The sequence below is a fragment of the Ideonella sp. genome, from assembly GCF_044358605.1.
Lineage (GTDB): Bacteria > Pseudomonadota > Gammaproteobacteria > Burkholderiales > Burkholderiaceae_C > Ideonella.
In genome coordinates, this window is sequence record NZ_JBIKNQ010000006.1 from 81,387 (window position 1) to 105,656 (window position 24,270).

Here is a 24,270-nt window from a genome sequence, read left to right on the forward strand (position 1 = left end):
GGCGCGGGCGGGGGACATGAACGGAGCCACTCGCCCAGCGGCTTGGCGCGCTCCTTGGGCGGCATGCAATGCGCACTGAACGGGCCGACCCTACGCCACTGTGCGTATGGCCGCGCGAACCCATCGCTCCTAAGCTGAAGGCATCGATTCTTCCGTGCCATTCAACTCCTTGGAGCCCTCCTCATCATGAAGCTGTCCCGTCGTTCCCTCACCGCCCTGGCCGCTGCCGCGTGCGCCTTGGGTTTCACCTCGCTGGCCCAGGCTGCTGACACCATCAAGGTGGGCGTGCTGCACTCGCTGTCCGGCACCATGGCCATTTCGGAAACCGTGTTGAAAGACACCGTGCTGATGGCGATTGACGAGATCAATGCCAAGGGCGGGGTGCTGGGCAAGAAGTTGGAGCCGGTGGTGGTGGACCCGGCCTCCAACTGGCCGCTGTTTGCCGAGAAGGCCAAGCAGCTGATCGACAAAGACAAGGTGGCCGTGGTGTTCGGCTGCTGGACCTCGGTGTCGCGCAAGAGCGTGCTGCCGGTGTTTGAAGAGAAGAACTCGCTGCTGTTCTACCCCGTGCAATACGAAGGCGAAGAGCTGAGCAAGAACGTGTTCTACACCGGTGCGGCGCCCAACCAGCAGGCCATTCCGGCGGTCGAGTACCTGATGAGCAAAGACGGCGGCTCGGCCAAGCGCTTTGTGCTGCTGGGCACCGACTATGTTTACCCCCGCACCACCAACAAGATCCTGCGTGCCTTTTTGAAGAGCAAAGGCGTGGCCGAGGCCGACATCATCGAGGAGTACACCCCCTTCGGTCACTCCGACTACCAGTCCATCATTGCCAAGGTCAAAAAGTTTGCCTCTGAAGGCAAGAAGACGGCGGTGATCTCCACGATCAACGGTGACTCCAACGTGCCCTTCTACAAAGAGCTGGGCAACCAGGGCTTGAAGGCGACGGACGTGCCCGTGGTGGCCTTCAGCGTGGGTGAGGAAGAGCTGCGCGGCGTGGACACCAAGCCGCTGGTGGGCCATTTGGCGGCCTGGAACTACTTCATGAGCCTGAAGAATCCGGCCAACGCCGAGTTCGTCAAGAAGTGGAGCGCCTATGCCAAGGCCCGTGGGATTGCCGGCCACAAGGACAAGCCGCTGACCAATGACCCGATGGAAGCCACCTACATCGGCATCAATATGTGGGCGCAGGCCGTGACCAAGGCCAAGAGCACCGACACCGACAAGGTCATCGCCGCCATGGCCGGCCAGACCTTCACCGCACCGGGCGGCTTCACCTCCACCATGGACAAAGAGAACCACCACCTGCACAAGCCCGTGTTCATCGGTGAAGTGAAGGCCGATGGTCAGTTCAATGTGGTCTGGAAGACCCCCGGCCCGGTGGTGGCTGACCCTTGGAGCGACTACATCGCTGAGAACAAGGGCAAGAAGAACACGCCAGAAAAGAAGTAAGCCCTACAGCGTCGGCTGAACGGATGGATCCACTCAGGACTTTCCGTTCAGCCCACCTGTTCTCTGGCCGCTCGCCCTGAGCCCGTCCAAGGGCCGGGGCTGAGTTAGGCCCAGCCCGAACGGATCGCCGACGCGCCACCGGATCTCCCATGTTCAAACGACTTGTGTGGGCCGCAGCCTTGCTGCTGGCCGCCTGGTGCCCTGCGCACGCCCTGTCCCCCGAGCAAGCCCGCGCCATCGCGGCGGGCGACACCGACAGCCGCCTGGCTGCGCTGGCCGAGGCCTCGGCGCAGGCCGATGCGGGACTGCCCAGATTGGTGCAGGCCTTGCTGGACGATGCGGTCAAGCTCACACCCACCCAGGTCCTGATCGTCCAGCCCGACGGGCAAGCGGTGGATGCCAGCAGCGGTGTGACCGCCGCTCTGCCTGCGGACGCCGAGGACGTGATCAACAACAACCGCCTGCGCTCGGCCCTGCAAGCAGCGCAGGCCGCGCTGCAATTGCTGGCGCCTGATCTGACCCAGCGCCGACTGGCTTTGAAGTCTTTGCTTGGCGAGGCCTTGAGCCCGGCACAAGCGCCGCTGATCGACAAAGCCTGGGCCCAAGAAACCGACCCCGCGCAGAAGGCCGAGTTGGCCGAGTTGCGCGCGGCTTTGCAGCTGAGCGACCCCGCTCCCGAGCTGCGCCGTGCCGCCATCAGCACCCTGGCCCAGAGTGACCGCGCCCAGGTGCGCAGCCTGCTGCAAGAGCGCTTAGACCCCAGCGCCGAGAGCGTGCCCGAGCTGCGCTCCGCCCTGCGCCGGGCCATTGCCGACATCGAAGATCGCCTGGCCTGGGGCGAGCGCCTGGGCGTCTTGTTCACCGGCTTGTCGCTGGGCTCCATCTTGCTGCTGGTGGCACTGGGATTGGCCATCACCTACGGGCTGATGGGCGTGATCAACATGGCCCATGGCGAGCTGATGATGATCGGCGCCTATGCCACCTATGTGGTGCAAAACCTGTTCAGGCAGTTGGCGCCGGCAGCCTTTGATCACTACCTCTGGCTGGCTGTGCCCGCCTCCTTCTTGACGGCCGCCCTGGTGGGCGCGGTGCTGGAGCGCACGGTGATCCGCTGGCTCTATGGCCGACCCTTAGAAACGCTGTTAGCGACCTGGGGCATCAGCTTGGTGCTGATGCAGTCGGTGCGCTCCTTGTTTGGCGCGCAAAACGTGCCCGTGGAAAACCCAGCCTGGCTCAGCGGCGGCGTGGCCGTGGCCAGCAACCTGACGCTGCCTTTCAACCGCATCGCCATCATCGTCTTTGCGGTGTTGGTGCTGGCGGGCGTTGCGCTGTTGATGGCCAAGACACGCTTGGGCTTGTTTGTGCGCGGTGTCACCCAAAACCGCCGCATGGCGGCCTGCGTGGGCATTCCCACCGCGCGCATCGACACCTATGCCTTTGCGCTGGGCGCAGGCCTGGCGGGCTTGGCCGGTTGCGCCTTAAGCCAGGTGGGCAATGTCGGGCCGGACTTGGGCCAAACCTACATCGTCGACAGCTTCATGGTCGTGGTGCTGGGCGGAGTGGGCCAATTGGCGGGCACGGTGGTGGCGGCGCTGGGCCTGGGGGTGATCAACAAAGTGCTGGAAGGCCTGGCAGGTGCCGTGTTGGCCAAGATCATGGTGCTGGTGTTCATCGTCATCTTCATTCAAAAGCGTCCGCAAGGCTTGTTTGCCATGACGGGCCGCAGCGCCGAGGGCCACTGACATGCTGACGACACAACCCTTTCTCTCCCGCCCGGCTTGGGCGGCTGTGGTGGCGGCCTTGCTGTGCACTTCGGTGCTGGCGCCGCTGCTGCATTTGGTGGTGCCCGAGGACAGCGCCTTTCACCTCAGCGACTATGCGCTGGGCCTCACGGCCAAGATCATGTGCTATGCCATCTGCGCGCTGGCCATTGATTTGATCTGGGGCTTCACCGGCATCCTCTCGCTGGGCCATGGTTTGTTCTTTGCGCTGGGCGGCTATGCCATGGGCATGGGCCTGATGCGCGAGATCGGCCGCGAAGGCAATTACAAGAGCGACTTGCCGGACTTCATGGTCTTTCTCGACTGGAAGGAGATGCCCTGGCATTGGGCTTGGTCCGACAGCTTTGCGCTGCAGATGCTGCTGGCTGTGGCCGTGCCGGGCCTGCTAGCCTGGGTGTTTGGCTACTTTGCGTTTCGCTCGCGCATCAAGGGCGTTTACTTCAGCATCATCACCCAGGCCATGACCTTTGCCGCCATGCTGCTGTTCTTTCGCAATGAGACGGGCTTTGGCGGCAACAACGGCTTCACCGACTTCAAACGCATCCTGGGCTTTTCGCTCTCGCATCCGGGCACGCGAACCGTGCTGTTTGTGCTGACGGGGCTGACGGGGCTGACGCTGGTGGGCTTTTTCTTGCTGGCGCGCTGGCTCACGCGCAGCAAGTTTGGCCGCGTGCTGCAAGCCATTCGGGATGCCGAGACGCGGGTCATGTTCACCGGCTACGACCCCCTGGCTTACAAGCTCGCCATCTGGACGCTGAGCGCCGTGATGTGCGGCATTGCCGGTGCGCTGTATGTGCCGCAGGTCGGCATCATCAACCCCAGCGAGATGAGCCCAGCGGCCAGCATCGAGATGGCGATTTGGGCGGCGGTGGGTGGGCGTGGCACCTTGATCGGGCCGATTGTCGGCGCCTTCTTCGTCAACGGCGCTAAGAGCTGGTTCACCCAAGTGGTGCCTGAATTCTGGCTTTACTTCTTGGGCGCCTTGTTCATTGCCGTGACCTTGTTCTTGCCCGAGGGCCTGATGGGGCTGTCCAACAAGATCCAAGACAAGCTGCGGCGCAGGCCCGCGCCTGAACCCACGGATAGCCCCACACCCGCTGCCACCCCGGAGGGCCGCGCATGACGCCCGAACTCTTGGAGGCCGGCGCGCGCCAGCGCGAGGCCCATGCCCAAGCACCCTTGCCCAAAGCCACGCAATCGGGTGACCGAGAGGCGGCGTTTGGCCGCGTTCTGGCCACGGGTCAGCCTGACTTTGCGCATGGCGTGGCACTGTACCTGGAGGACATCACCGTCAGCTTTGATGGCTTCAAGGCGCTGAACCAACTCAGCTTGACGGTGGACGTGGGCGAGCTGCGCTGCATCATCGGCCCCAATGGCGCGGGCAAGACCACGATGATGGATGTCATCACCGGCAAGACACGGCCACAACAGGGCAGTGCCAGCTTTGGTGCCAACATCGACCTGCTGCGCCTGCGCGAAAACGAGATTGCGCAAATTGGCATCGGCCGCAAGTTCCAAAAGCCCACCGTGTTTGAGCAACTCAATGTGTTTGAGAACCTGGAGTTGGCGCTCAAAGCCGACCGACGCGCCCGCGCCAGCCTGCGGGCCAAGCTCAACAGTGCGGATCTCGACCGCATTGCCGAGGTGCTGCGACTCACCCATTTGCGCAGCCTGGCCCACCTGCAAGCGGGGCTCTTGAGCCACGGCCAAAAGCAGTGGCTGGAGATTGGCATGCTCTTGATGCAAGAGCCCAAGCTGCTGCTGCTGGACGAGCCCGTGGCCGGCATGACTGATGAGGAAACCGAGCGCACTGCTGAGCTGTTTTTGACCCTGGAGGGCAAGCACTCTTTGGTGGTGGTGGAGCACGACATGAGCTTTGTGGCCACGCTGACCCAGGGCTTTAAAAAGGTGACGGTGCTGCATGAAGGCAGCGTGCTGGCTGAAGGGCGGCTGGATCAGGTTCAGGCCAACGACAAGGTCGTCGAAGTCTATTTGGGGAGGTGACGCAGCATGCTCAAAGTCGATCAACTGCACCAGTACTACGGCGGCTCGCACATCTTGCGCGGCGTCAGCCTAGAGGCGCCGGCTGGCGCCATCACTGTCATCTTGGGCCGCAACGGTGTGGGCAAGACCACGCTGCTCAAAAGCTTGATGGGCGTGGTGCCCGTCAAAGGCGGCAGCGTCAAACTGGGCCAGCGCGACATCACCCATGCGCCGCCCTATGAGCGGGCTCGCGCGGGTGTGGGCTATGTGCCCCAGGGCCGCGAGATCTTTGGCCGCTTGACGGTGGAAGAGAACCTGGCGATGGGCCTGGCCCCCAAGCCCGGCCGCGAGCCGATTCCGCATGAGCTGTTCGAGCTGTTTCCGGTGTTGAAGCAGATGTTGCATCGGCGCGGGGGCGATCTCTCTGGCGGCCAGCAGCAACAGCTCGCCATCGCCCGCGCCCTGGCTGCCGGGCCTAAGGTTTTGATCTTGGACGAGCCCACCGAGGGGATCCAACCCAGCATCATCAAAGACATTGGCCGCGTGCTGCGCCGCCTGGCCGACGTGGGCTGGCGGGGCGAGCGCATGGCTGTGGTGCTGGTGGAGCAGTTCTACGACTTCGCCGCCGAGCTGGCCGACCACTACCTGGTGATGGAGCGCGGCGAGGTGGTGCAGCGCGGGCGCGGCAAGGACATGGAGGCAGAAGGGGTGCGGGGGCGGCTGGCAATTTAGGGTCTATTGGCACGAATCGAATGATTCGGCTAATATGATCGCTGAGCGCCTCAAAAGAGGGTGCGCAGGAGTGTGTCATGCAGACCTTCACCGCCAACGAAGCCAAAACCCGCTTTGGGGAGTTCATCGACCTCGCCCAAAGCGAGCCTGTGCGCGTCACACGGCGTGACCGCGTCGTGGGGGTGATGGTCAGCGAGCGCGACTATGAAGCCATGCGAGCTTTCTACGCCAACCGCCTGCAGCACCGTTTAGACCAGACCGCCGCCGCGGCGAACCTCTCGGCCGAGCAAGTCGACCAGTTGCTCGCCGATGAAAGTTGAGTCACTGCCGCGCGTGGTTCTGGACACCAATGTCTGGATCAGCGCGGCGCTGGCCCCCCAGGGCGCGCCTGCCAGCGTGGTGCGTCGGGCCTTAGAGCACGCCCGTGTCGTGATGACGCCGCCCATGGCGGCTGAGTTGGAGAGCCGACTTTGGAAGCCCAAGTTTGATCGCTACCTCAGCCTAGAGGATAGGCGAGCGTTGGTGCATGACATCCGCGCCCTGGCGCTGTGGGTGGACCCGCCGGCTGCCTTGATGCAGCGCACCTTCAGCCGCGACCCCCAAGACGATATGTTCATTCACGCCGCCCTTGCGGCCCAAGCCCACCTTTTGATCACCGGCGATCAAGACTTGTTGGTGTTGTCGGGGACCTTGCCCGTGAGCATCTCGTCACCTGCAGACGCGCTCGCGCGCGAGGTTTGGGGTTGACGCCCTCCGGCCTTCACACGGGCCTTGTTTAAGGCTTGGTTTCGAGCTTCAGCAGCCTCTGGCTGTACCCCAGAAACTCATCCAAGTGTTGCTCGATGATGCTGACCGTGATGGCCAGTTGCAGTGTTTGATAGTCGTGCACGGCGATGTTTCTAAAGCCGACCATGCGTTTCAGCGCCTCGGCCATGCCGTGCTCAATGTGCCCGGCTTGAGCCAGCAGATTGAAGACATCGCGAGCGCTTTGGGGCACGCCTAACTTGTCGCGGCGGATCAGGTGTTGGCCCATGTCCAGCGCTGCTTCGCAAGCGCGTTGGATGTTCAGGATGGCAGCGTCTTGCCTTGTGAAGTTGCTTGCAAAGCTGGCGGGGTCGGCGTGATATTCCTCGCGGGCACGGGCGACGCAGCGCTCGATGGTGGCGGCTTTGTTGATCAGCACATCATCGGCCATAGACCACTCCGCTTTGTTGAATGTCTTTCAGCAGGCCAGCGCGGGCCGTGTCCAGCTCGGTTTTCTCGCTGAGGATGGCGGCTTCAAACAGATCGGCTTGCAGGTCGGCGGCCCACCAGCGCGCTCCCGTCGTGATGACTTGATATTGCATCACCGTAGAGGCGGCACGCAGGTCCAGCAGGTCCACGGGGCTAGCCGCCAAGTCTGCCAGCGGGCCCGCCAGGCGCCAGAGCGCCACGGGGTCGGCATAGCCCGCCACCAACACCGCCAAGTCCAGGTCGCTGTCCGGCCCGGCCTGCCCGGTGATGCGGCTGCCAAAGGCGTAAACGGCCATCAGCCCAGGAACTTGGGCTTGCAGTTGTTGCAGCAGGGCGGCACGGGTGGCGTCGGTCAATGGGCTCACGCGGGGTGGGGGTGGGTTGTCTTGCCCGCCATGCTAGCGGAGATGCGCCGGGCTCGGTGGCCTCTCACATCCGCCACACCCTCGGCTCCACCCCGGCCCGCCCTAGGGCCAGAGGCCGCCAAGCCAGGCGCACCGCGCGCAGCGCGTTCATCAGGGGCTCGACCTGATGCGCCAGGGCGCGCAGCACGATGAGGCGCGGGTCGGGCGAGGTGGCGCCGCACAGCAGGCTGGTGTGCGGCGCGCTGGCGAGCACGCTGCGGGCGGCGTCTAGCAAGGTCTCACGCTCGGCGTCTGTCCAGGGGCTGCCGCTGGCCAGCCACAGGGTGCCCAGGGTGCTGTGGCCTCCTAAGCCGGTGGGGCCGTGCATCAGGGCTAGGTCTTGGGCGTCGATGTGGCCTTGCTCCAGCCAAACGCCGGGCCAGTGCAGGTGCTGGCACAGCTCGCCGTGGTCAAAGGGCTGCTGGGCGGCGGGCAGGCCCAGGGCCAGCACGTCCCAGCCCAGCAGGCGTGCACCGGGCGCCAGTTGCATGGTGAGCGTGTTGCGGCCCATGCAGCCGGGGTAGGCCAGGGTCTCCATGGGCAGCCATTCCAAGCAAGCGCCCTCGGCCAGGTGCAGGTGCACGGTTTGCAGCGCGGGCTCGCCCTCGCTGCGGTAGAAGCGCGCCGCGCCCGGGGTGGTGACCAACGCTTGGCTCTGGGCGGCCAGGTGCAGGTTCAGCGTCAGGCTGTCGCCGCCCACCAAGCCACCGGGCGGGTGCAGCAGCACATGCTGGGCCAGCACCGGGCCTTCGGGGTAGAGCCGCTTGAGCACCCGCATGGGGCCGCTGTGCTGCTCTTGGCTGATGGTGCGGCCTTGGGCGTCTAGGGTGTAGCGCAGGTCGAGGGTGGCGAGCCAGGGCATGGGGGTCGGGCGGGGTGCAAAAGGCCATTGGTGAAGTTGCTGGGCCAGACGGCCCTAGGCTATTAGAATCCTATGCAACTTTCGTGCCGTACTCATGTTCATGACCCGCCCCTCCTCTCGCCTGCTGCTGGCCTTGGCCGTTTCGACCGCCGCTGCGGGCTCGGCCTGGGCTGAAAAGGCCGACCGCACCAAGCCCCTGGTGGTCGAGAGCGACAACCAGAAGGCCGTGTCGGTGGACCTGGCCAAGAAGATCACCACGCTGCAGGGCAATGTCTCGGTCAGCCAGGGCACGCTCTTGATCCGAGCAGACCGCATGGAGATCAAAGAAGACGCTGCCGGGCGCTACCTGGCCACGGCCCAGGCCGGTGCGGGCCGCTTGGCGGTGTTCCGCCAAAAGCGTGACAAGGTTGAAGAGTTCATCGAAGGCCAAGCCGACCGCATTGAATACGACGGGGCCACCGAGCGGGTGCGCTTGATCGGCAATGCCAAGCTGCGCTTGCTGCGTGCCGGAGCGGCCTCCGACGAGGCCACCGCCTCCACCATTGTTTATGACCAGCGCGCTGACACCATCACCTTTGAAGGCGGCACCGCGACGACCGGCACCCCGGGCAAGGCCCGCTTGGTGTTTGTGCCGCGTGAGACCCCCGCCGCCGAGCCTGCGGCCAGCGCAGCCTCTGGGGCCGCTCGATGAGCACGGCGCCCACTGCAGCCCCCAGCCTGTTGCGGGCCGAGGGGCTGAAAAAGAGCTATGGCGCCCGCACCGTGGTGCGCAATGTGCACTTGGAGGTGGGCGCAGGCGAAGTCATTGGCTTGCTGGGCCCCAATGGCGCCGGCAAGACCACCACCTTCTACATGGTGGTGGGCTTGGTGCGCTGTGATGCCGGCACCATCCACATCGACGGCACGCCGGTACACCGCATGCCCATTCACCAACGCTCGCGCTTGGGTCTGTCGTACCTGCCGCAAGAGGCCTCGATTTTTCGCAAGCTGACGGTCGATGAAAACATCCGCGCGGTGCTGGAGCTGCAAGTGGGGCCGGATGGCCGCGAGCTCTCGGCCCAGACCATCCAAGCCCAGCTGGATGGCTTGTTGAATGACCTGAGCCTGACCAGCCTGCGCGACTCTCCCGCCCCAGCTTTATCGGGCGGCGAGCGGCGGCGCGTGGAGATTGCCCGCGCCCTGGCCACCCAGCCGCGCTTCATCTTGTTGGACGAGCCCTTCGCGGGCGTGGACCCAATTGCGGTGATCGAGATCCAACGCATCATCGGCTTTCTCAAAGCACGCGGCATTGGCGTGCTGATCACCGACCACAACGTGCGCGAGACCCTGGGCATCTGCGACCGCGCCTACATCATCAGCGAAGGCGCGGTGCTGGCCGAGGGCACGCCGGACGTCATCATCGAGAACCCGGACGTGCGCCGCGTGTACCTTGGTGAACACTTTCGCATGTGAGCCATGTGTTCCCCCCGGATGTTTGACACCGTTCGAGTGGTTGTCGCGGACCCCAGGCCAAGTCATAGCGCACTGAGTTCGCGATGAAGCCCACCCTACAGGTTCGCCTGTCTCAGCATCTGGCGTTGACGCCGCAGTTGCAGCAGTCGATTCGGCTGTTGCAGCTCAGCACGCTGGAGCTTCACCAAGAGGTGGAGCAGATGCTGGAGCAAAACCCGTTTTTGGAGCCGGACGACGAAGGCCCGGTGCCCGACTACACACCGGCCGCCCCCAGCGCGCCCAGCAGCGAAGAGCGCCGCGATGAAAGCGCGGGCGAGGCCGTGGGCAGCGAGCCCACCGCCAGCGGCAGCGACGATGGCGGCATTGATGGCGCCGACTTTGGCACCACCAGCCGCGACGACTGGGAAAACGGCACCGAGCGCGACGACTTTGATGGCATTCGTGAGCTGCCCAGCAATGCTGGCAGCGGCTCGGGCGACGACGACTTTGAGCCCTCCGAGCGCGACCACGCCGGCCCCACGCTGCAAGACCATCTGCGCCTGCAAATGCGCGGCATGCGCTTGGGCGCCGAAGACGCCGCCGCGGTGGAAGTGCTGATCGAGTCGCTCGACGAAGACGGCTATCTCGACGGCACGTTAGAGGACATTGCCGAGCGCGTGGCCGCTATTTTGGAGATCACCGACGAAGACGGCCGCGACAACCTGCTCAGCCAATTGCGCTGCGGCCTGAAGTGGCTGCAAAGCATGGAGCCCTGCGGCGTAGGCGCGGCCAATTTGGCGGAATGCCTGAAGCTGCAACTGCTGCAACACCCGCCCAGCGGCCCGCGCGCCTGTGCGCTGAAGATTGCCGCAGAGCACCTGGAGTTGCTGGCCCGCCGAGACCTCAAAAAACTGGCCGCTGCGACGGGCGTGGACGAGGCCACCGTCAAGGCCGCGCAGCAGCTCATCGTGCACTGCGAGCCCAAGCCCGGCCGCCCCTTTGTACCGGCCGAAAGCCTGGTGGTGATTCCCGACGTGATCGTGGTCAAAGCAGGCCGCCAGTGGCGCGTGATGCTCAACCCCGACGTGATGCCCAAGCTGCGCATCAGCGACCTCTATGCCCAGGCCATCCGGGGCCAGCGCGGCGGCAGCAACAGCGGCTTGGCCACGCGCTTGCAAGAGGCTCGCTGGTTCATCCGCAATATCCAGCAGCGCTTTGAGACCATCCAGCGTGTGAGCCAGGCCATTGTGGAGCGGCAGAAGAACTTCTTCACCCATGGCGAAATCGCCATGAAGCCCCTGGTGCTGCGCGAGATTGCCGACGAGCTGGGCCTGCACGAGTCCACCGTCTCGCGGGTGACCACGGCCAAGTACATGGCCACGCCGCAAGGCACGTTTGAGCTGAAGTACTTCTTCGGCTCCTCGCTCAATACCGAGGCGGGCGGCAATGCCTCCAGCACGGCGGTGCGCGCGCTGATCAAGCAGTTTGTGGCCTCAGAGTCGCCCACCAAGCCGCTCTCCGACAGCCAGATTGCCGACATGCTCGAAGAGCAAGGCATCCAGGTGGCCCGCCGCACCGTGGCCAAATACCGCGAGGCGCTGAAGATTGCGCCCGCCAACCTGCGCAAGGCCCTTTGAGCCAAGCCAACCTGACATGACCGCACCTCCTACCCGCCCGCCCGGTGGCCCCCGCCGCATTCCCCGCGAGGCCAACGCGCCCGGCTCCTACCGCCCAGAGCGTGTCGAGCCGCCCCCGGGCGGCTCGCTGTTCCTGCCCTGTGCGGCGGGCGTGGAATCCCTCTTGGCCGAAGAGTGCGCCCGCCTGTTGCCCCAAGGCATGGTCATCGAAACCAGCCGGGGCGGTGTCTACATCGACCCACCCGCCAGCGCGGCCATTGAGACCGCCATGCGCCTGAACCTGGGCAGCCGCCTGGCCCAGCGCGTGCTGTGGCAAGTGGCCTCGGGCCGCTACGAAGACGAACACCATCTCTACGACATCGCCCGTGGCGTGCGCTGGGAAGCCTGGATCACCCCGCGCCAAACCCTGCGCGTGGACACCTCGGCCTACCGCTCACCGCTGCGCAGCCTGAACTTTGCCTCGCTGCGCATCAAAGACGCGGTCTGCGACCACTTGCGCGATCTGTGCGGCGAGCGCCCCAGCGTGGATACCTACCGGCCCGATTTGTCCCTGGTGCTGCACCTGGGGCCCGAGCACGCCACGCTGAGTGTGGACCTCTCCGGCGAGGCCTTGTTCAAACGCGGTTGGCGCGAGGTCAAAGGCGAGGCCCCGCTCAAAGAAACCCTGGCCGCTGCCATGCTGGCCGCAGCGGGCTGGCACGGCCGCGAACAAGACGGCGGCCTGCTTGACCCCTGCTGCGGCGCCGGCACCATTGCCATCGAAGCCGCCCAAGTGGCCTGCGGCATTGCACCCGGCTTGAACCGCGCTTTCGCGTTTGAGCGCCTGCTGCCCTTCCGCGAGCACCTCTCCCCCTGGCGCCAGTTGCGTGAGCAAGCCCAAGACGCCATCCATGCGCCCACCGTGCCCATCTGGGCCGGTGACGTGAGCTTCCGCATGACCGACTTTGCCACCCGCAATGCCGAGCGCGCCGGTGTGGCCCGAGCCATCGAGTTCAAAACTGCCGATGCCTTGCAGCGCCCCTGCCCCGCCGAGCGCGGCACCTTGCTGATGAACCCGCCTTACGGCGAGCGCATTGCGCCCAAGGGGCAAGGCCAGGGCTCACAAGGCTACGCGCCCCGTGAAGATGACCGTTATGGCGACCGCTACGATGGCCGCAATGACAGCCGCTATGCCCGCGAGCGCCAGCCCGCTCCGCGCCAAGACGGCGGCGAAGCCTTTGAAGGCGCCGCAGACGCCAGCGACTTCTACGCCCGCTTGGCTGCCCACTGGAAAAAGCAGTACACCGGCTGGACCGCCTGGGTGCTGACGCCCGAGCCCAAACTCCCCAGCCTCATGCGCCTCAAAGAAAGCCGCCGCGTGCCCCTATGGAACGGCGCCATCGAGTGCCGTATGTTCCGCTTTGACATGGTGGCGGGGGGTAACCGCAAGGGTGGGGAAGACGGGGCGCAGTGAGAGGCGCTCAGTGATAGTCGTCCTCGCGCTGATGCCGCAGCGCCAAGATCGTCACGGTGTGCGCGTCTTCAACCTCGAACAAGGCGACATAGCCCCCGCGCCGAAACGGGATGATAAGTTCCCTTAAAAATGGGTTATCTCCAACTTTGCGGCAGATGAAAGGGTGATGACTCAAGTGCTGCTCTACCTCTCTGCGCAAGGCGTCGATGGTGGACTGGGCAGCGTCGAAGTCTTCAGCCGTCTGGGCCCGATCCAGCAAGAAGTCGTAGAGGCGGAAGAGATCGTCCCGCGCTGCGGCGCTGTAGCGCACCGCAAAAGGCCCCTTCATCCCAGCACCTTTTTGCGCCGGGCGTCCAAGCGATCCTGCAGGGCTTGGTGAACATCCGCCGCTTCGAAATAGACGCCGCTGCCGCGAGCTTCTTCACGTGCTTGCAGTCCCCGCGCGATGAAGGCCGCTTGGGCTTGCCTTCGGTAGATGGTCTCTCTCACGGCGGTTTCGATCAAGCTGCTGAGCGATTCACCCTCTTGCAACACGCCTTCGGCGGCCTCACGCAGGGCGGTATCAACGCGCAGGGACGGCAAACTTGCGGTTTTCATGGTTGTGCGTTGCATTTGCGATGCATCACTGTAGCGCTTGGCAGGCGGCCCCGCAAGAGGACACAGGCCCAAATGCCGCTATCCTGAAGCGCCCGCCTCACTTCGAACCTGTGCCTCACAACACCGCCCTCCCACCCGCCTTCTCCCGCCTGCTTTGGAGCGACGCACTGATGGTGCTGGCGCTGATGGTCGGGCCGGTGGTCATCCCTTGGTGGATCGTGCATGAAGGCGGCGCGGCCGACCTGGCCACTTATGGCGTGGTGGTCTCGGCGGTGTCATTCCTGGCCATTCCGCTGCTCTCGCCCTTGGGTGACCGCTTTGAAAAGCGGCGGCTCATTGCCTGGGGTTTGGCGGCGTTTGCCCTGGCGGCGGCGGGCACGGCGAGCTTGGCGACGCTGGGCCATTACCAGTTGTGGGCCTTGCTGAGTTTTGAAGTGGTGCCTGTGTTAGCGATGGCCGTCATCGCCCCGGCCTCGGCCAGCTTTGTGGCCGAGCTGGTGCCACCCACCCGCATGGCCGAGGCGCTGCTGCGCCAGCAAACCGCCCAGGCCATGGGCCGCATGGTGGGCCCGGTTTTGGGCGGCATGGTCTTAGCTGCCACCAGCACGGCGCTCACCTTGTGGATGTACTGCGGCTTGTTGGTGGCCGCCGCCCTCTTGGCGCGGCAGCTCCCCGTCAGTGGCGTGCAGCACAAGCAGCCCGTCACGCGCGCTCAGTGGTGGGCCGATATGCGTGCCGGCGTGCGGGCCAACTGGGCCGTGCCCGTGGAGCGCGGCTGGACCTTGGTCAACGCGGTGTCCTGGGTGTTCCTCTTTCCGACCTTTACGCTGCTGGTGCCGCTCAAAGTGCAGTCGCTGGGCCTGTCGGCCTTGTGGTTGGGCTTGTGCGAGGCGTCACTGTCTTTGGGCTTCCTGCTGGGCTCGCTGTGGCTGGCCAAGCGCTGGGTAGCCTGGCAAGGCCGCTATGCCACGCGCATCACCGCCGCCTTGGTGCAAGGCCTCGCCTTGGCCGTGGCAGGCTGGGCCAGCGAGCCGCTGCTGCTGTTGCTGGCCTTTGCGGTGGCGGGCCTGTGCAATGCGGCCATGGTGCTGGTGGGCATGACCCACCGCATGTTGGCAAGGCCGGTGGCCTTCCGCGCCCGCATGACCGCTGGCGCCATCATGACCACCAAGCTCGCCGCCACCCTGGGGCCGGCCTTGGCGGGCATTGCCCTGCTGCAATGGAGCGTGCCCGCCGTCTACATCAGCTTCGGCCTGATCGGCGCGCTGGCCTCCTTGGCCCTGATGGCCGTGCCCGGCTACAAAGCCTTCATGGCGCTGGAGCACCACGAGATTGAAGGCTGGTATCAGCGGGCCTATCCGAAAGCGTTTGAGCCTGCCCCACCATGACCGCCACCTTCCACACGCCCGGCTTCCATGCCCGCCCCTTGCGCCGAGACGAAATCCCCGCGCTGCAAGCCCTGTTCGACGCCAGCCCCGAGTACTTTCAGATCGTCAATGGTCGCCATGCCAAGCCCGATGAAGCGGCCGAAGAATTTGATGAGCTGCCGCCACCCGACATGCCTTTTGGGGGCCGCTGGTGCCTGGGCCTTTATACCGACAAAGATGAGCTGATCGGCGTGGCCATCGGCCTGTCGGATTTTCTAGCTCCGCAGGTCTGGCACTTGGGCTTGTTCTGGCTGGCCACACCTTGGCACGGCCGGGGCGTGGCGGCGGCGCTGTACCGGGCGCTGGAAGCCTGGGCTCAAGCCAGCGGTGCGCGCTGGATGCGACTGGGCGTGGTGGTGGGCAACGCCCGCGCCGAGGCCTTTTGGCTGCGCGAGGGCTACATCGAAGTGAAGCGCCGCGAGGCGGTGGACACAGGCGGGCGCCTCAATGATTTGCGGGTGATGGTCAAGCCCTTGGAGCCGGGGGCGACGCTGGCGGCGTATTTGGAGAGGGATCAGAGGGATAGAGCGTAATTCGGGGGCTGGCAACCGCACGCGAGGCTCGCGCCTTAGGTTGAACCGCTTCCGCCCGACGGCATGGTCTTTGGAATCTTTCCTGGGTTCTTGATATCCAGCTTATTCCCATTGATATCAAGGGATAGATGCGAAGCGCTTCCCATCAAGGCTGAGGCCAGTTCATCGGCCGGGTGGAGCACCGGAGGTGTCGTTTCCCGTCCGACAAAGAGGCCCCGGGTCAAGCTCTCAATCAATGGCGTAGGGATGTCTGAATCAGTTTCTTTTCTCCATTCAAGGCATGTCTCAACGACCCAATTTGCCCTATTGACGTCAATGTGGAACTGCTGAAGGGACTGCTCCGTTGCTGCGAATGAAGTTGCCCATTGGTTTTGCCATCGGATGTAATAGAGAATTGAAGCAGCCAAGCCAGTAGAGAGCAAAGCGAATCGAATCCAAAGCATGATTCGATCGATGCCAGCGCTTTCCGCCCCACTCGCGGAGTTATTCGACATGACTTGCGGGCGTGGGGTTGTCGCAGATGCGGAGGAGCTTGCCGCAGGACTGCTCTTAGCAGACTCAGCGGTGGTTTCTCTAGACGTAACCTGGATCTTGTGGCTGGAGGTCGAATCCAACTCGAGCAAAGTCATCGAAAGCAAAGTCGTCAGCAAGGCGCACAGCACGAGCATGCCTGCAGCAACAGGCTTTCTTGTCGCCACGGTAGACGCCGAAAGGCCAAAATTCTGTACCCGAGCTGCTACATCGCTAAGCATCCGATCGCGGATCTGACGCCTGGCGAACGTATTGTCGCTCTCATCGAGAGACTTTCGTCGTTCTTCTAGAGCCTGCTCTTGCTTTGAAAGCTCCTCTATCTGTCGCTGAATTCGTTCTGTAGCTTCGACTTCCCGTTGTTGAAAATTTTGCTCAAGGGCGGCTTCCTTGTGGCGCACTTGTTCATCAAGTTGACCCCTGAGCTCAATGGTTTGCTCGAAAACCTTTTCAAGTTGCAGTTGCAAGCGTGAGAAGGAGGACTCCTGCAATGCTCTCTGCGCCTCAAGCAAAGAAGTTGAATCTGATGGAGGGGGCAGTTGTACAGGCCTGAACAACTCAAGCGTGCGAGCCATGACCTTCAATTGGAATTCGTCAATACCCGTGAGATCCATTGCTAGATCATCGAAAACATGGGACTTCTCCCATTGGCTTCCTTGGGAACCACCCCTGTGGTACGAGACTGTCACGCCTTGTAAGGCAAAAGCAAAGTACGAGATCAGTTCGCTGTTTTGCGCCAAAGCAGCCGCAAGCTTTGGGTCATTTGCCTCTGGATAGACTATTTGTCCAAGCGACTTGTCTCCGACGGAAAAACCAACCTGTAGTTGACCGAAGTCCTCAGACAACTTCTGAAGAGATCGATGGATCTGCGCATCAGTAACGCGCGGAATCTTGTAGTTGACTTGTCCCATTTGATCGCTGCTCCTGTCAAGCTACACAGCTACAAGTACGAAAGCTGTGCGCTTGTGAATGGTGGTTGAAAGGGGGCTGTCCGTTCTGATACTCATTCTGTTCATTATGACCAAGCTATTGGGCCGGGAAATCAGAGCGGATTTTGTTTCGAGATCAGGCTTGATCGGCAAGTCGGCATGCTTTCTGGCTTGGTGTTGATTCATCAGCGTTGTGATTTGGAGCGTGCAGATAAAGGTCTGCGACTAGCAGTTCACTCAACGCGGAAGAGACCACCTCTACAGATCACAGATCACTGCACTGAACCTGAAACCCCACCCGCCACTCCCTCGGCGTCACCCCAAACCGCTGCCTGAAATGCTGGCGCAGCGACAGCGCCGTGCCAAAGCCAGCTAAGGTGGCGATGTGTTCGATGGGTTGTTGGGTTTGCTCCAGCAGGCGCTGGGCCAGGCTTAGGCGCTCGGCCAGCAGCCAGTCGAGCACGCTGGTGCCGGTCAGGGCTTTGAAGTGGCGGGTCAGGCTGCGGCGGCTCATGGCGGCGTGCTGGGCCAAGCTGTCGAGGCTGTGGGGCTCATCCAGATGCGCGCGGACATGGTCGATCAGGGCGGCGAGGCGGTGGCCGCTGGCGGTCTGGGGCAGCGGCTGTTCAATGAACTGGGCCTGGCCGCCTTGGCGGTGTGGTGGCACCACCAGGCGGCGGGCCACGCGGTTGGCCATCTCGGCGCCTAAGCGCTCGCGCAGCAGGTGCAGGCAGCAGTCGATACCGGCGGCGGTGCCGGCCGAGGTCAGCAGGCGGCCTTGCTGCACGTAGAGCACGTCGGGGTCCAGGTCAATGGCCGGAAAGCGCGTTGCAAAATCGGCGGCGGCGCTCCAGTGGGTGGTGGCGCGCAGGCCGTTCAGCAGGCCCGCAGCGGCCAGCACATAAGCGCCTAAGCACAGGCCGACGATGTGGGCGCCGCGCGCATGGGCGCTGCGCAGCGCCCGCAGCAGGGCGGCAGGCGGTGCTTCGTGCACGTCGCGCCAACTGGGGATGATGATGGCGTCGGCCGTTTGCAAGGCGCGCAGGCTGGCTAGGCCTGAGATGTCGAAACCGGCGGTGCTGCGCAGGGGTTGAGGGTCGGCGCTGCAGACCTGCACGCTGAAGTGGCCGGGCTCGGGCATGGCCTCGCCAAACACCACGCAGGGCACCGAGAGGTGAAAGGGGCTGATGCGGTCAAAGGCGACCACGGCAACGCGGCAGGGGGCGGTCTTGCGGGGCATCTAGGAGCCTGTCGGACTTGGGGAGTGTCGGCTGCAAATCGGCCGCAGCGGCCCATTTCTCACCGCCTTCTTGCCCCATAGCTGGGCTATGCGCCTGCGAATTCGGCAAGAACTGGTCTCGCTGGGGCCGATTTTCGCTATCGACACCCCAAGCCCGACAGGCTCCTAGGCGAGCGCAGTGAATTGGCCCAATCTTAACCAAGGTGACGCTTCAGGCCACTGGTTCATCATGCGCCTGAGCCCAACAATGTGCCCATCGCAACCCCCTTTGGAGATTCTGATGAGCCGTCCCGCCTTGATCGTGATCGATCTGCAAAACGACTATTTCCCTGGCGGCGCCTTTGCGTTGGCCAATACCGAGGCCACGCTGGCCCAGGTCGAGGCGGCCATGGCCGCCGCCCGTGCCCGTGGCGTGCCCGTGGTGCATGTGCAGCATGTGGCGGACCCTGCAGCGGGCTTGTCGCCCTTTTTCAATGCGGGCACCGAAGGGGTGCAGATCCACCCCCGCGTGCTGGCGGCCGCGCCCGACGCGCCGGTGGTCATCAAGCACTTTGCCGACAGCTTTGAGCGCACCACGCTGAAGGCCACGCTGGATGGCCTGGGTGTGGATGAACTGATGGTCTGCGGCATGATGACCCAGAACTGCGTCACCCACACCGCTATCAGCAAGCAGGCTGAGGCCTACGCCAAAGTCACGGTTTTGAGTGACGCCAGCACCACCGTCAGCGAGATGCTGCACGCGATTGCGCTGCATGCCTTGTCGACCCGCGTGCGCTTGGCCACGGTGGCAGAAGCTTTGGCCTGAGCCTGCTCAGCCAGGCTTCATCGCCAAAGGGTCTAATAGCGTTTGCGACTTTGCTTTGAGACCCTGCCATGAACATCACCCCGCCTTTCGACGAGCCCGAAGACGACGAACACAGCCCCGCTGAGCGAGCGGCGGCGGCCTCGCGCAGCACCTGGGTCAGTGTGGTGGTCAATATCGTGCTCACTGCCGTGCAGATCACGGCGGGCGTGATGACCAAGTCGCAGGCCTTGGTGGCGGATGGCATTCACTCCCTGTCTGACTTGGTGTCTGATTTTGTGGTGCTGTTTGCCGGCCACCATGCCAAGAAAGATGCCGACGAGGACCACCCCTACGGGCATCACCGCTTTGAGACAGCGGCTTCGCTGGCCCTGGGCGGCTTGCTGCTGGCCGTGGGCGTGGGCATGTTGTGGTCGGCCGCACAAAAGTTGCAGACGCCTGAGTCTGTGCAGCCGGTGCACATCGCCGCCCTGTGGGTGGCCGGCGGCGCGCTGGTGGCCAAAGAGCTGCTGTTTCGCTACATGCTGGCGGTGGCCAAGCGGGTGCGCTCCAGCATGCTGGTGGCCAATGCCTGGCATGCACGCTCAGACGCTGCGTCTTCATTGGTGGTCGGTTTGGGCATCATCGGCAACTTGGCGGGCTATCCCATTCTCGACCCGGTGGCCGCCTTGATTGTGGGCTTCATGGTCAGCAAGATGGGCTGGCAGTTTGGCTGGGACGCCCTGCACGATTTGATGGACCGCGCCGCCGATGACGAAGAGGTCGCGGCCATCCGCGCCACCCTGCTGGAGACACCCGGCGTGCGCGGTGTGCACGACCTGCACACCCGCAAGATGGGCGACATGATCGTGGTGGATGCGCACCTGGAAGTGGACGCTGAGCTGACCATCGAAGCCGGCCACGACATTGCCGTCGAAGCCCGCCACCGCGTGATGCAGCGCCACCGCGTGCTCAACCTCATGACCCACCTGGACCCGTGGCAGAAACATGATGGGGATCACGAAACCTCAGCCACGGTGTAGCGCAACAATGGTGGCCTCTCCGGCTGCATTTGCCCTATGCGTTTTCTGACTCTTCTGCTGCTGTGTGGCTGCGTTTTGGCAGCTCCAAGGGGCCTGCTGGCCCAATCGAACACGCCCGCGCCAGCCTTGCAGCGCTTTGGCGTGGTGCTGCTCTTGCCGGATGCGCAAATGCAAGAGCGGGTGCAAAGCATTGATGCCATGGCCACTTACCTCAAGGCGGTGGAGGCGGCGGTGGCAAGCGTCACCGCCCAGCCCGGTTGGGCTCCCAATGCCGGTTTTGTGGTGCTGGTGGTGCGGCCCGGACCCGAGGCTCGGGTGTGGTGGGATTGGCAGCAGCCCTTGCCCGCGGCCCAACAGCAAGCGTTGACTGCGGCCGTGGCCGCGCTGCCGCCCTTTGTGGTGCGCCGAGGGCCGGTGGTGGTGGCGCTCAAGCTGGGTTGGGGCGGTGCGCCTGAGCCCCAGCGCCGCGCCCCAGCGCCACCCGAGTGGAAGGCCGTGGCCCAGGCCGCAGGCCGCGCTCTGCCCCTCGATGATCTGGTGGTCGCCGCCTGGCCCACCGCGCCTCTACAAGCCGCATCGGCGGCCTCTGCACCATGAGCCATTCCTTCGTGATCAGTTTGGCCGACAGCGAAGTCGCCCGCATCGAGCCCCGAGGCGCTGCCTTGCAGGTGGTGTTCTCCGCGACCACCGCGCAGGCCCATGAATTGGCCCAAGCACCGGTCGCCGGGTCTTTGCTGGGCCTGACCTTGGTGGTCGATCAAGCTCATGCCCAAGGCATGGCCGTGCTGGGCGACGGCCTGGGCCGCTTGCGCAGCGGCGTGCTGCACACCGGCAGCGAGCGCCTCACAGGCTGGGCCCGGCCCTGGGCGGGCGTGGCGGAGGGCACCCTGGCCTTAGAGTTTGCCAACGGCAGCCAGATCAGTATCACGGGCACCGATTGGCGGTTGATCGGCACCGAACCCTTGCGCTTTTGCCCGTCTTACGCATGTTGATGAAGCTCCTAGCGCTGGCCTGTTGTGTCTATCTGCTGGTCGCCGCTGCGGTGTGGGCTTTCCAGCGCTCGCTGCTCTATCACCCACAGCCCCAAGGCGCGGCCGTGCCTACCGTGCTTGTCCAAGGGGCTGAGGTGGCGGTGCATGCCGCTGTGCATGGCGCTCATCATCGCGACGCCGTGGTGTATCTGGGGGGCAATGCAGAAGATGTCTCGCAGACCTTGCCCTCGCTGGCCCAGGCCTTTCCGGCGCATGCCCTTTATGCCTTGCAGTACCGGGGGTATGGGCAGAGCCAAGGCCAGCCCACCGAGCCCGCCTTGGTGGCCGACGCGCTGGCGCTGGCCCAGCAAGTGCTGGGTGTGCACAGCCGCCTGACGCTGGTGGGGCGCAGCCTCGGCTCAGGCGTGGCGGTGCAGGTGGCTGCCGCCCTGGCTGTGCAAGCCACGCTGGAGCGGCTGGTACTGGTGACGCCCTATGACAGCATGGCCAATGTCGCGCAAGGCCACTATCCGTGGCTGCCGGCCCGCTGGCTCATCAAGGACAAACTCAACGCTGCCGTCCATGCCCCGCGCGTCAGCGTGCCTACGCTGATCTTGGTGGCGGAGCATGATGCGGTGGTGCCCAAGGCGCGTGCGCAAGCCCTGCTGCAGGCCTTTAGGCCGGGCTTGGCCCGTGGTGTCGAGCTGCCCGGGACCGATCACAACACCATTGGCCTGCATCCTCGTTATGCAGCGCTGTTAGGAGCCACCGATGGACTTTGACAAGGCTCATGCCAAATGTTTTGCGGCCTTGCCCAAGATCGCTAAAGGCGAGGTGTCGCCCAAGGTGGACAAGCATGCGCAAGCGCACCTGGCCGAGTGCGACGAGTGCCGCGAAGAGTTGGCGCGCCTGAAAGCAGGTGGCGAGCCTCTGCCCAAGAGGTCTCGCGCCAGCGCGACCACTTTGTCGGAGCTGAGTCCGGGCAGCATTCCCGTGAGTGCAGGTGTGCCCAGCCTCCCCATCCCTTTGGTGACCAGCGTCGAGCCCTCTGCTTGGTTGCGCTGGGGTCCGGTGTTGGCGGGCGTGCTGGTGTTGGAGACCGCTTTGCTGGGCTGGATCCTGTTCCAATCTGGCCAGCCTGTTTCGGCCTTCATCCGCTGCTTAGCGGGCAGCGTTTGAGCGCCAGCGCGGCGGCCTATCACCATGAGAACCATGAAAGTTTTGCTGTCGATACTTGCCGTGCTGGCCTGGGGCCTGACCGGCTGCGGCGGGGGCGCGACCGACACGCCCAACACCACGCCCCCAGAGAAAACCACCGGCCCTCAGTACGTGGCGCTGCACCAGGGAGACCGCTGGCTTTTCAGCACCGAGAAGTGGTATCGGTGGGTGGATGTCGAGGCTGCAGTCACGGTGGAGGGGAGGCCCGGATTTAGCCTGACGGAGGTGGATAGCCAAGGCGATGTGGTGGCCCGCTACCACCTGATTCCGCAAGCCGACGGTTTGTATGAGGCCCCCGCCGAAGGTGCCTCGGCCATGGCCCAGGCGATTGGCCGCTATCCCCGTATCAAGTATGGCCTGCGCCAAGGCGAGCAGTTCCTGCAGTTCGACAAAACGATGGTGTCCAGCCAAGACATAGACGGCGATGGGCGCTTGGACAGTGCACGCATTACCTCGGTGGTCGAGGTGACGAACTTCGACTACGCGTCCTTTGTGTCACCGTTTACATGTGGTTCTTGTGTGAGTCTGCACCAGACGATCACCACCGTCATCACGGGCAGCAGCAGTGGGCAGCAGGTGACGACGCGGGATCAGTTCTTTGAAACCTGGGGCGCTGGCGTGGGTCTGGTGCACCGCCTTGGCCCTTCGCAGACCTATCAAGCGCTCAGTGCCTGGCGCGTGAACGGCGTCTCCACGGACACCCAGCCGCCGACCAGCAGCTACACCTTGCCGGAGCCCGGCCGGCAATCCCCCAGCAGCTTGAGGGTGGCGATCGGGCTCTCCGAAATGCCCGACCCCAGGACCTTGAAGAGCCCGAACCTTAAGGTCGTGGACGCGCAGGGGCAGGTGTTGCCAGGGCGCTTTTCATGGGACGGTTATGGGCTTGAATTTGTGGCTTCAGCTCCCTGGGGAGACTCGACCTACACGGCCACCATCCCTGCCAGCCTCACGGACGCGATGGGCAACCCTTTGGGCAAGGCGGTCAGTTGGTCCTTTCAGGTCGACGGCATGGCGCCTACGCTGCTGTCCACCACACCCACCCAAGGCGCGATGGATGTGGCGCTGAACCAGCCCATCGTGCTGACCTTTTCAGAGCCCGTGCCCTTCAGGGACTATCACCAAGAGGTGTTTCGCATTTTTGGACGGGATGTGAACGGGGTGAACGTCAATGTGAAGTACGACGGTCCTGTCATCACGCTGGAGCCCGAGGGCGGCCAGTGGCCCGCCGCGCAAACGCTCTTCATGATCGGTGGCCTCATTCAAGACGCCGTCGGCAATTCGACCGAGATTCCCGCTTTGACCTTCAGCACCAACCAAGAGGCCTTTCAGGCGCCGCAGACCTTGTGGCCCGAGGCCAGCGTGCTGTCGTCTGTGGCGGGTCAATTTGGCGGCGATGGTCGGCTCGATGTGCTGGCGCTGACCAAGCCCTTGCCAACGCAGCCTCAGCAGCTGCAAGTCAGGACCCAGCAGTCAGCCACCACCTGGAGTGCCCCCCGCGTGGTGGCTGAGTCGACGGCGCTGAGTGACTGCGAGGCGGCCTCCGTGCATGGCATGGACATCAACCTTGACGGTCGGCAAGACCTGGTGGTTCTGGGCAACTGCGCGGCGTCTGTGTTGATCCAGGGTGTCGATGGCAGCTTCAGCCGCTTGATGCACGCCACCGCTCCAGCACTGCGACTGTTGCAGGTGGCGGACAAAGACGGGTCGGGGGCGCCGCTGATCTACACCTCGTCGACCAGCGGCACCGGTGTGCAGCAGTGGCACATCACACCCAACGGTGAATGGCAATTGCGCGCGCAAGTGGCTGTCGCTGCCGGCGTGCATGACTTTGCCGTGGCCGATGCCAACGCCGACGGCTTGCCCGACATCGCCTTGCTCAACGCTGGGGACTACATCGCCCAGACGCCGCTAGACAAGATGGCTTCGTAGATTCGGGCGGCCCATCTCCAGCGCGATCGTAGGTTGCAGGCCATGGGCCTGCCGAGCTACACCAATGCACCTGGCAGGTGTTCTGCCAGGGCGTTGCCAATATGCA

At 64.1% G+C, this 24,270-nt stretch carries 27 protein-coding genes; 20 read left to right on the forward strand and 7 right to left on the reverse strand.

Annotation, left to right across the window (positions count from 1 at the left end; genetic code table 11):
* The first annotated feature begins 186 nt into the window (after positions 1 to 186).
* The 7 genes from urtA (at position 187) to ACIQ3Q_RS03815 (ending at position 6,695) form a co-directional block, all read left to right on the forward strand.
* Positions 187 to 1,452, forward strand: coding sequence for an urea ABC transporter substrate-binding protein (gene urtA, locus ACIQ3Q_RS03785; RefSeq protein WP_396267643.1), 1,266 nt, complete (start codon positions 187 to 189; stop codon positions 1,450 to 1,452).
* 149 nt (positions 1,453 to 1,601) lie between these two features.
* Positions 1,602 to 3,194 carry an urea ABC transporter permease subunit UrtB gene (urtB, locus tag ACIQ3Q_RS03790; RefSeq protein WP_396267644.1) on the forward strand — a complete coding sequence of 531 codons (1,593 nt, stop codon included), beginning with the start codon at positions 1,602 to 1,604 and terminating at the stop codon, positions 3,192 to 3,194.
* A 1-nt stretch (position 3,195) separates the two neighbouring features.
* Positions 3,196 to 4,356, forward strand: coding sequence for an urea ABC transporter permease subunit UrtC (gene urtC / locus ACIQ3Q_RS03795; RefSeq protein WP_396267645.1), 1,161 nt, complete (start codon positions 3,196 to 3,198; stop codon positions 4,354 to 4,356).
* A complete protein-coding gene (gene urtD, locus ACIQ3Q_RS03800) occupies positions 4,353 to 5,237 on the forward strand; it encodes an urea ABC transporter ATP-binding protein UrtD (RefSeq protein WP_396267646.1) in 885 nt (294 codons plus the stop codon). The genes urtC and urtD overlap by 4 nt, the downstream gene beginning before the upstream one ends.
* A gap of 6 nt (positions 5,238 to 5,243) precedes the next feature.
* On the forward strand, positions 5,244 to 5,948 hold the full coding sequence (urtE, locus tag ACIQ3Q_RS03805; protein WP_396267647.1) for an urea ABC transporter ATP-binding subunit UrtE: 705 nt from the start codon (positions 5,244 to 5,246) through the stop codon (positions 5,946 to 5,948).
* A gap of 77 nt (positions 5,949 to 6,025) precedes the next feature.
* On the forward strand, positions 6,026 to 6,268 hold the full coding sequence (locus ACIQ3Q_RS03810) for a type II toxin-antitoxin system prevent-host-death family antitoxin (RefSeq protein ID WP_396267648.1): 243 nt from the start codon (positions 6,026 to 6,028) through the stop codon (positions 6,266 to 6,268).
* The gene (locus ACIQ3Q_RS03815) at positions 6,258 to 6,695 is read left to right on the forward strand and encodes a putative toxin-antitoxin system toxin component, PIN family (RefSeq protein ID WP_396267649.1); all 438 of its coding nucleotides are present in this window, start codon (positions 6,258 to 6,260) and stop codon (positions 6,693 to 6,695) included. Before ACIQ3Q_RS03810 ends, ACIQ3Q_RS03815 begins: the two co-directional genes overlap by 11 nt.
* Positions 6,696 to 6,723: 28 nt before the next feature.
* Here ACIQ3Q_RS03815 and ACIQ3Q_RS03820 read toward each other — a convergent pair whose 3' ends face one another.
* The 3 genes from ACIQ3Q_RS03820 to ACIQ3Q_RS03830 form a co-directional block, all read right to left on the reverse strand.
* Entirely contained in the window at positions 6,724 to 7,143 is a 420-nt protein-coding gene (locus tag ACIQ3Q_RS03820) for a DUF86 domain-containing protein (protein WP_396267650.1), read from the reverse strand.
* Complete coding sequence (locus tag ACIQ3Q_RS03825; protein ID WP_396267672.1) at positions 7,133 to 7,537, reverse strand: nucleotidyltransferase domain-containing protein; 405 nt, start codon at positions 7,535 to 7,537, stop codon at positions 7,133 to 7,135. The genes ACIQ3Q_RS03820 and ACIQ3Q_RS03825 overlap by 11 nt, the downstream gene beginning before the upstream one ends.
* 73 nt (positions 7,538 to 7,610) lie before the next feature.
* Positions 7,611 to 8,447, reverse strand: a complete 837-nt coding sequence (locus ACIQ3Q_RS03830; protein ID WP_396267651.1) for an urease accessory protein UreD — start codon at positions 8,445 to 8,447, stop codon at positions 7,611 to 7,613.
* A 100-nt stretch (positions 8,448 to 8,547) separates the two neighbouring features.
* Here ACIQ3Q_RS03830 and lptA point away from each other — a divergent pair, with 100 nt between their 5' ends.
* The 4 genes from lptA to ACIQ3Q_RS03850 all read left to right on the forward strand — a co-directional run bounded on the left by lptA (position 8,548) and on the right by ACIQ3Q_RS03850 (position 12,968).
* Positions 8,548 to 9,138, forward strand: coding sequence for a lipopolysaccharide transport periplasmic protein LptA (gene lptA / locus ACIQ3Q_RS03835; protein ID WP_396267652.1), 591 nt, complete (start codon positions 8,548 to 8,550; stop codon positions 9,136 to 9,138).
* Positions 9,135 to 9,899 carry an LPS export ABC transporter ATP-binding protein gene (lptB, locus tag ACIQ3Q_RS03840; protein WP_396267653.1) on the forward strand — a complete coding sequence of 255 codons (765 nt, stop codon included), beginning with the start codon at positions 9,135 to 9,137 and terminating at the stop codon, positions 9,897 to 9,899. Before lptA ends, lptB begins: the two co-directional genes overlap by 4 nt.
* Before the next feature lie 83 nt (positions 9,900 to 9,982).
* Positions 9,983 to 11,515 (forward strand): RNA polymerase factor sigma-54, encoded by a 1,533-nt coding sequence (locus ACIQ3Q_RS03845; RefSeq protein WP_396267654.1) that lies wholly within the window; start codon positions 9,983 to 9,985, stop codon positions 11,513 to 11,515.
* A 16-nt stretch (positions 11,516 to 11,531) separates the two neighbouring features.
* Positions 11,532 to 12,968: a class I SAM-dependent RNA methyltransferase gene (locus tag ACIQ3Q_RS03850; protein WP_396267655.1), complete on the forward strand. Its 1,437-nt coding sequence runs from the start codon at positions 11,532 to 11,534 to the stop codon at positions 12,966 to 12,968.
* Between the two features lie 7 nt (positions 12,969 to 12,975).
* On the opposite strand, the gene ACIQ3Q_RS03855 is transcribed toward ACIQ3Q_RS03850, so the two are convergent.
* A complete protein-coding gene (locus tag ACIQ3Q_RS03855; protein ID WP_396267656.1) occupies positions 12,976 to 13,296 on the reverse strand; it encodes a type II toxin-antitoxin system RelE/ParE family toxin in 321 nt (106 codons plus the stop codon).
* On the reverse strand, positions 13,293 to 13,565 hold the full coding sequence (locus tag ACIQ3Q_RS03860) for a YlcI/YnfO family protein (protein ID WP_396267657.1): 273 nt from the start codon (positions 13,563 to 13,565) through the stop codon (positions 13,293 to 13,295). Before ACIQ3Q_RS03860 ends, ACIQ3Q_RS03855 begins: the two co-directional genes overlap by 4 nt.
* A 110-nt stretch (positions 13,566 to 13,675) precedes the next feature.
* Between ACIQ3Q_RS03860 and ACIQ3Q_RS03865 the strand changes: the two genes are divergently transcribed.
* Both ACIQ3Q_RS03865 and ACIQ3Q_RS03870 read left to right on the forward strand, forming a co-directional pair.
* Positions 13,676 to 14,953, forward strand: coding sequence for an MFS transporter (locus tag ACIQ3Q_RS03865; RefSeq protein WP_396267658.1), 1,278 nt, complete (start codon positions 13,676 to 13,678; stop codon positions 14,951 to 14,953).
* Complete coding sequence (locus tag ACIQ3Q_RS03870) at positions 14,950 to 15,525, forward strand: GNAT family N-acetyltransferase (RefSeq protein WP_396267659.1); 576 nt, start codon at positions 14,950 to 14,952, stop codon at positions 15,523 to 15,525. The genes ACIQ3Q_RS03865 and ACIQ3Q_RS03870 overlap by 4 nt, the downstream gene beginning before the upstream one ends.
* 35 nt (positions 15,526 to 15,560) lie before the next feature.
* Here ACIQ3Q_RS03870 and ACIQ3Q_RS03875 read toward each other — a convergent pair whose 3' ends face one another.
* Both ACIQ3Q_RS03875 and ACIQ3Q_RS03880 read right to left on the reverse strand, forming a co-directional pair.
* Entirely contained in the window at positions 15,561 to 16,964 is a 1,404-nt protein-coding gene (locus tag ACIQ3Q_RS03875) for a hypothetical protein (RefSeq protein WP_396267660.1), read from the reverse strand.
* Between the two features lie 283 nt (positions 16,965 to 17,247).
* Positions 17,248 to 18,222: a helix-turn-helix domain-containing protein gene (locus ACIQ3Q_RS03880; protein ID WP_396267661.1), complete on the reverse strand. Its 975-nt coding sequence runs from the start codon at positions 18,220 to 18,222 to the stop codon at positions 17,248 to 17,250.
* 280 nt (positions 18,223 to 18,502) lie between these two features.
* Between ACIQ3Q_RS03880 and ACIQ3Q_RS03885 the strand changes: the two genes are divergently transcribed.
* From ACIQ3Q_RS03885 to ACIQ3Q_RS03915, 7 genes are all read left to right on the forward strand, one after another.
* Positions 18,503 to 19,027 (forward strand): isochorismatase family protein, encoded by a 525-nt coding sequence (locus tag ACIQ3Q_RS03885; protein ID WP_396267662.1) that lies wholly within the window; start codon positions 18,503 to 18,505, stop codon positions 19,025 to 19,027.
* A gap of 68 nt (positions 19,028 to 19,095) precedes the next feature.
* Positions 19,096 to 20,046: a cation diffusion facilitator family transporter gene (locus ACIQ3Q_RS03890; RefSeq protein ID WP_396267663.1), complete on the forward strand. Its 951-nt coding sequence runs from the start codon at positions 19,096 to 19,098 to the stop codon at positions 20,044 to 20,046.
* A 36-nt stretch (positions 20,047 to 20,082) separates the two neighbouring features.
* Complete coding sequence (locus tag ACIQ3Q_RS03895; protein ID WP_396267664.1) at positions 20,083 to 20,643, forward strand: hypothetical protein; 561 nt, start codon at positions 20,083 to 20,085, stop codon at positions 20,641 to 20,643.
* Positions 20,640 to 21,038, forward strand: a complete 399-nt coding sequence (locus tag ACIQ3Q_RS03900) for a hypothetical protein (protein WP_396267665.1) — start codon at positions 20,640 to 20,642, stop codon at positions 21,036 to 21,038. Before ACIQ3Q_RS03895 ends, ACIQ3Q_RS03900 begins: the two co-directional genes overlap by 4 nt.
* Positions 21,032 to 21,799: an alpha/beta hydrolase gene (locus ACIQ3Q_RS03905; RefSeq protein WP_396267666.1), complete on the forward strand. Its 768-nt coding sequence runs from the start codon at positions 21,032 to 21,034 to the stop codon at positions 21,797 to 21,799. Before ACIQ3Q_RS03900 ends, ACIQ3Q_RS03905 begins: the two co-directional genes overlap by 7 nt.
* Positions 21,789 to 22,196 carry a hypothetical protein gene (locus tag ACIQ3Q_RS03910; protein WP_396267667.1) on the forward strand — a complete coding sequence of 136 codons (408 nt, stop codon included), beginning with the start codon at positions 21,789 to 21,791 and terminating at the stop codon, positions 22,194 to 22,196. The genes ACIQ3Q_RS03905 and ACIQ3Q_RS03910 overlap by 11 nt, the downstream gene beginning before the upstream one ends.
* Positions 22,197 to 22,229: 33 nt before the next feature.
* Positions 22,230 to 24,164: an Ig-like domain-containing protein gene (locus ACIQ3Q_RS03915; protein WP_396267669.1), complete on the forward strand. Its 1,935-nt coding sequence runs from the start codon at positions 22,230 to 22,232 to the stop codon at positions 24,162 to 24,164.
* Positions 24,165 to 24,270: the final 106 nt, after the last annotated feature.

Bases quoted from the DNA above. Each gene is read 5' to 3' on its own strand.
- urtA (WP_396267643.1), top strand. From the start codon at position 187: ATGAAGCTGTCCCGTCGTTCCCTCACCGCCCTGGCCGCTGCCGCGTGC.
- urtB (WP_396267644.1), top strand. From the start codon at position 1,602: ATGTTCAAACGACTTGTGTGGGCCGCAGCCTTGCTGCTGGCCGCCTGG.
- urtC (WP_396267645.1), top strand. From the start codon at position 3,196: ATGCTGACGACACAACCCTTTCTCTCCCGCCCGGCTTGGGCGGCTGTG.
- urtD (WP_396267646.1), top strand. From the start codon at position 4,353: ATGACGCCCGAACTCTTGGAGGCCGGCGCGCGCCAGCGCGAGGCCCAT.
- urtE (WP_396267647.1), top strand. From the start codon at position 5,244: ATGCTCAAAGTCGATCAACTGCACCAGTACTACGGCGGCTCGCACATC.
- ACIQ3Q_RS03810 (WP_396267648.1), top strand. From the start codon at position 6,026: ATGCAGACCTTCACCGCCAACGAAGCCAAAACCCGCTTTGGGGAGTTC.
- ACIQ3Q_RS03815 (WP_396267649.1), top strand. From the start codon at position 6,258: ATGAAAGTTGAGTCACTGCCGCGCGTGGTTCTGGACACCAATGTCTGG.
- ACIQ3Q_RS03820 (WP_396267650.1), bottom strand. From the start codon at position 7,143: ATGGCCGATGATGTGCTGATCAACAAAGCCGCCACCATCGAGCGCTGC.
- ACIQ3Q_RS03830 (WP_396267651.1), bottom strand. From the start codon at position 8,447: ATGCCCTGGCTCGCCACCCTCGACCTGCGCTACACCCTAGACGCCCAA.
- lptA (WP_396267652.1), top strand. From the start codon at position 8,548: ATGACCCGCCCCTCCTCTCGCCTGCTGCTGGCCTTGGCCGTTTCGACC.
- lptB (WP_396267653.1), top strand. From the start codon at position 9,135: ATGAGCACGGCGCCCACTGCAGCCCCCAGCCTGTTGCGGGCCGAGGGG.
- ACIQ3Q_RS03845 (WP_396267654.1), top strand. From the start codon at position 9,983: ATGAAGCCCACCCTACAGGTTCGCCTGTCTCAGCATCTGGCGTTGACG.
- ACIQ3Q_RS03850 (WP_396267655.1), top strand. From the start codon at position 11,532: ATGACCGCACCTCCTACCCGCCCGCCCGGTGGCCCCCGCCGCATTCCC.
- ACIQ3Q_RS03855 (WP_396267656.1), bottom strand. From the start codon at position 13,296: ATGAAGGGGCCTTTTGCGGTGCGCTACAGCGCCGCAGCGCGGGACGAT.
- ACIQ3Q_RS03860 (WP_396267657.1), bottom strand. From the start codon at position 13,565: ATGAAAACCGCAAGTTTGCCGTCCCTGCGCGTTGATACCGCCCTGCGT.
- ACIQ3Q_RS03870 (WP_396267659.1), top strand. From the start codon at position 14,950: ATGACCGCCACCTTCCACACGCCCGGCTTCCATGCCCGCCCCTTGCGC.
- ACIQ3Q_RS03875 (WP_396267660.1), bottom strand. From the start codon at position 16,964: ATGGGACAAGTCAACTACAAGATTCCGCGCGTTACTGATGCGCAGATC.
- ACIQ3Q_RS03880 (WP_396267661.1), bottom strand. From the start codon at position 18,222: ATGCCCCGCAAGACCGCCCCCTGCCGCGTTGCCGTGGTCGCCTTTGAC.
- ACIQ3Q_RS03885 (WP_396267662.1), top strand. From the start codon at position 18,503: ATGAGCCGTCCCGCCTTGATCGTGATCGATCTGCAAAACGACTATTTC.
- ACIQ3Q_RS03890 (WP_396267663.1), top strand. From the start codon at position 19,096: ATGAACATCACCCCGCCTTTCGACGAGCCCGAAGACGACGAACACAGC.
- ACIQ3Q_RS03895 (WP_396267664.1), top strand. From the start codon at position 20,083: ATGCGTTTTCTGACTCTTCTGCTGCTGTGTGGCTGCGTTTTGGCAGCT.
- ACIQ3Q_RS03900 (WP_396267665.1), top strand. From the start codon at position 20,640: ATGAGCCATTCCTTCGTGATCAGTTTGGCCGACAGCGAAGTCGCCCGC.
- ACIQ3Q_RS03905 (WP_396267666.1), top strand. From the start codon at position 21,032: ATGTTGATGAAGCTCCTAGCGCTGGCCTGTTGTGTCTATCTGCTGGTC.
- ACIQ3Q_RS03910 (WP_396267667.1), top strand. From the start codon at position 21,789: ATGGACTTTGACAAGGCTCATGCCAAATGTTTTGCGGCCTTGCCCAAG.
- ACIQ3Q_RS03915 (WP_396267669.1), top strand. From the start codon at position 22,230: ATGAAAGTTTTGCTGTCGATACTTGCCGTGCTGGCCTGGGGCCTGACC.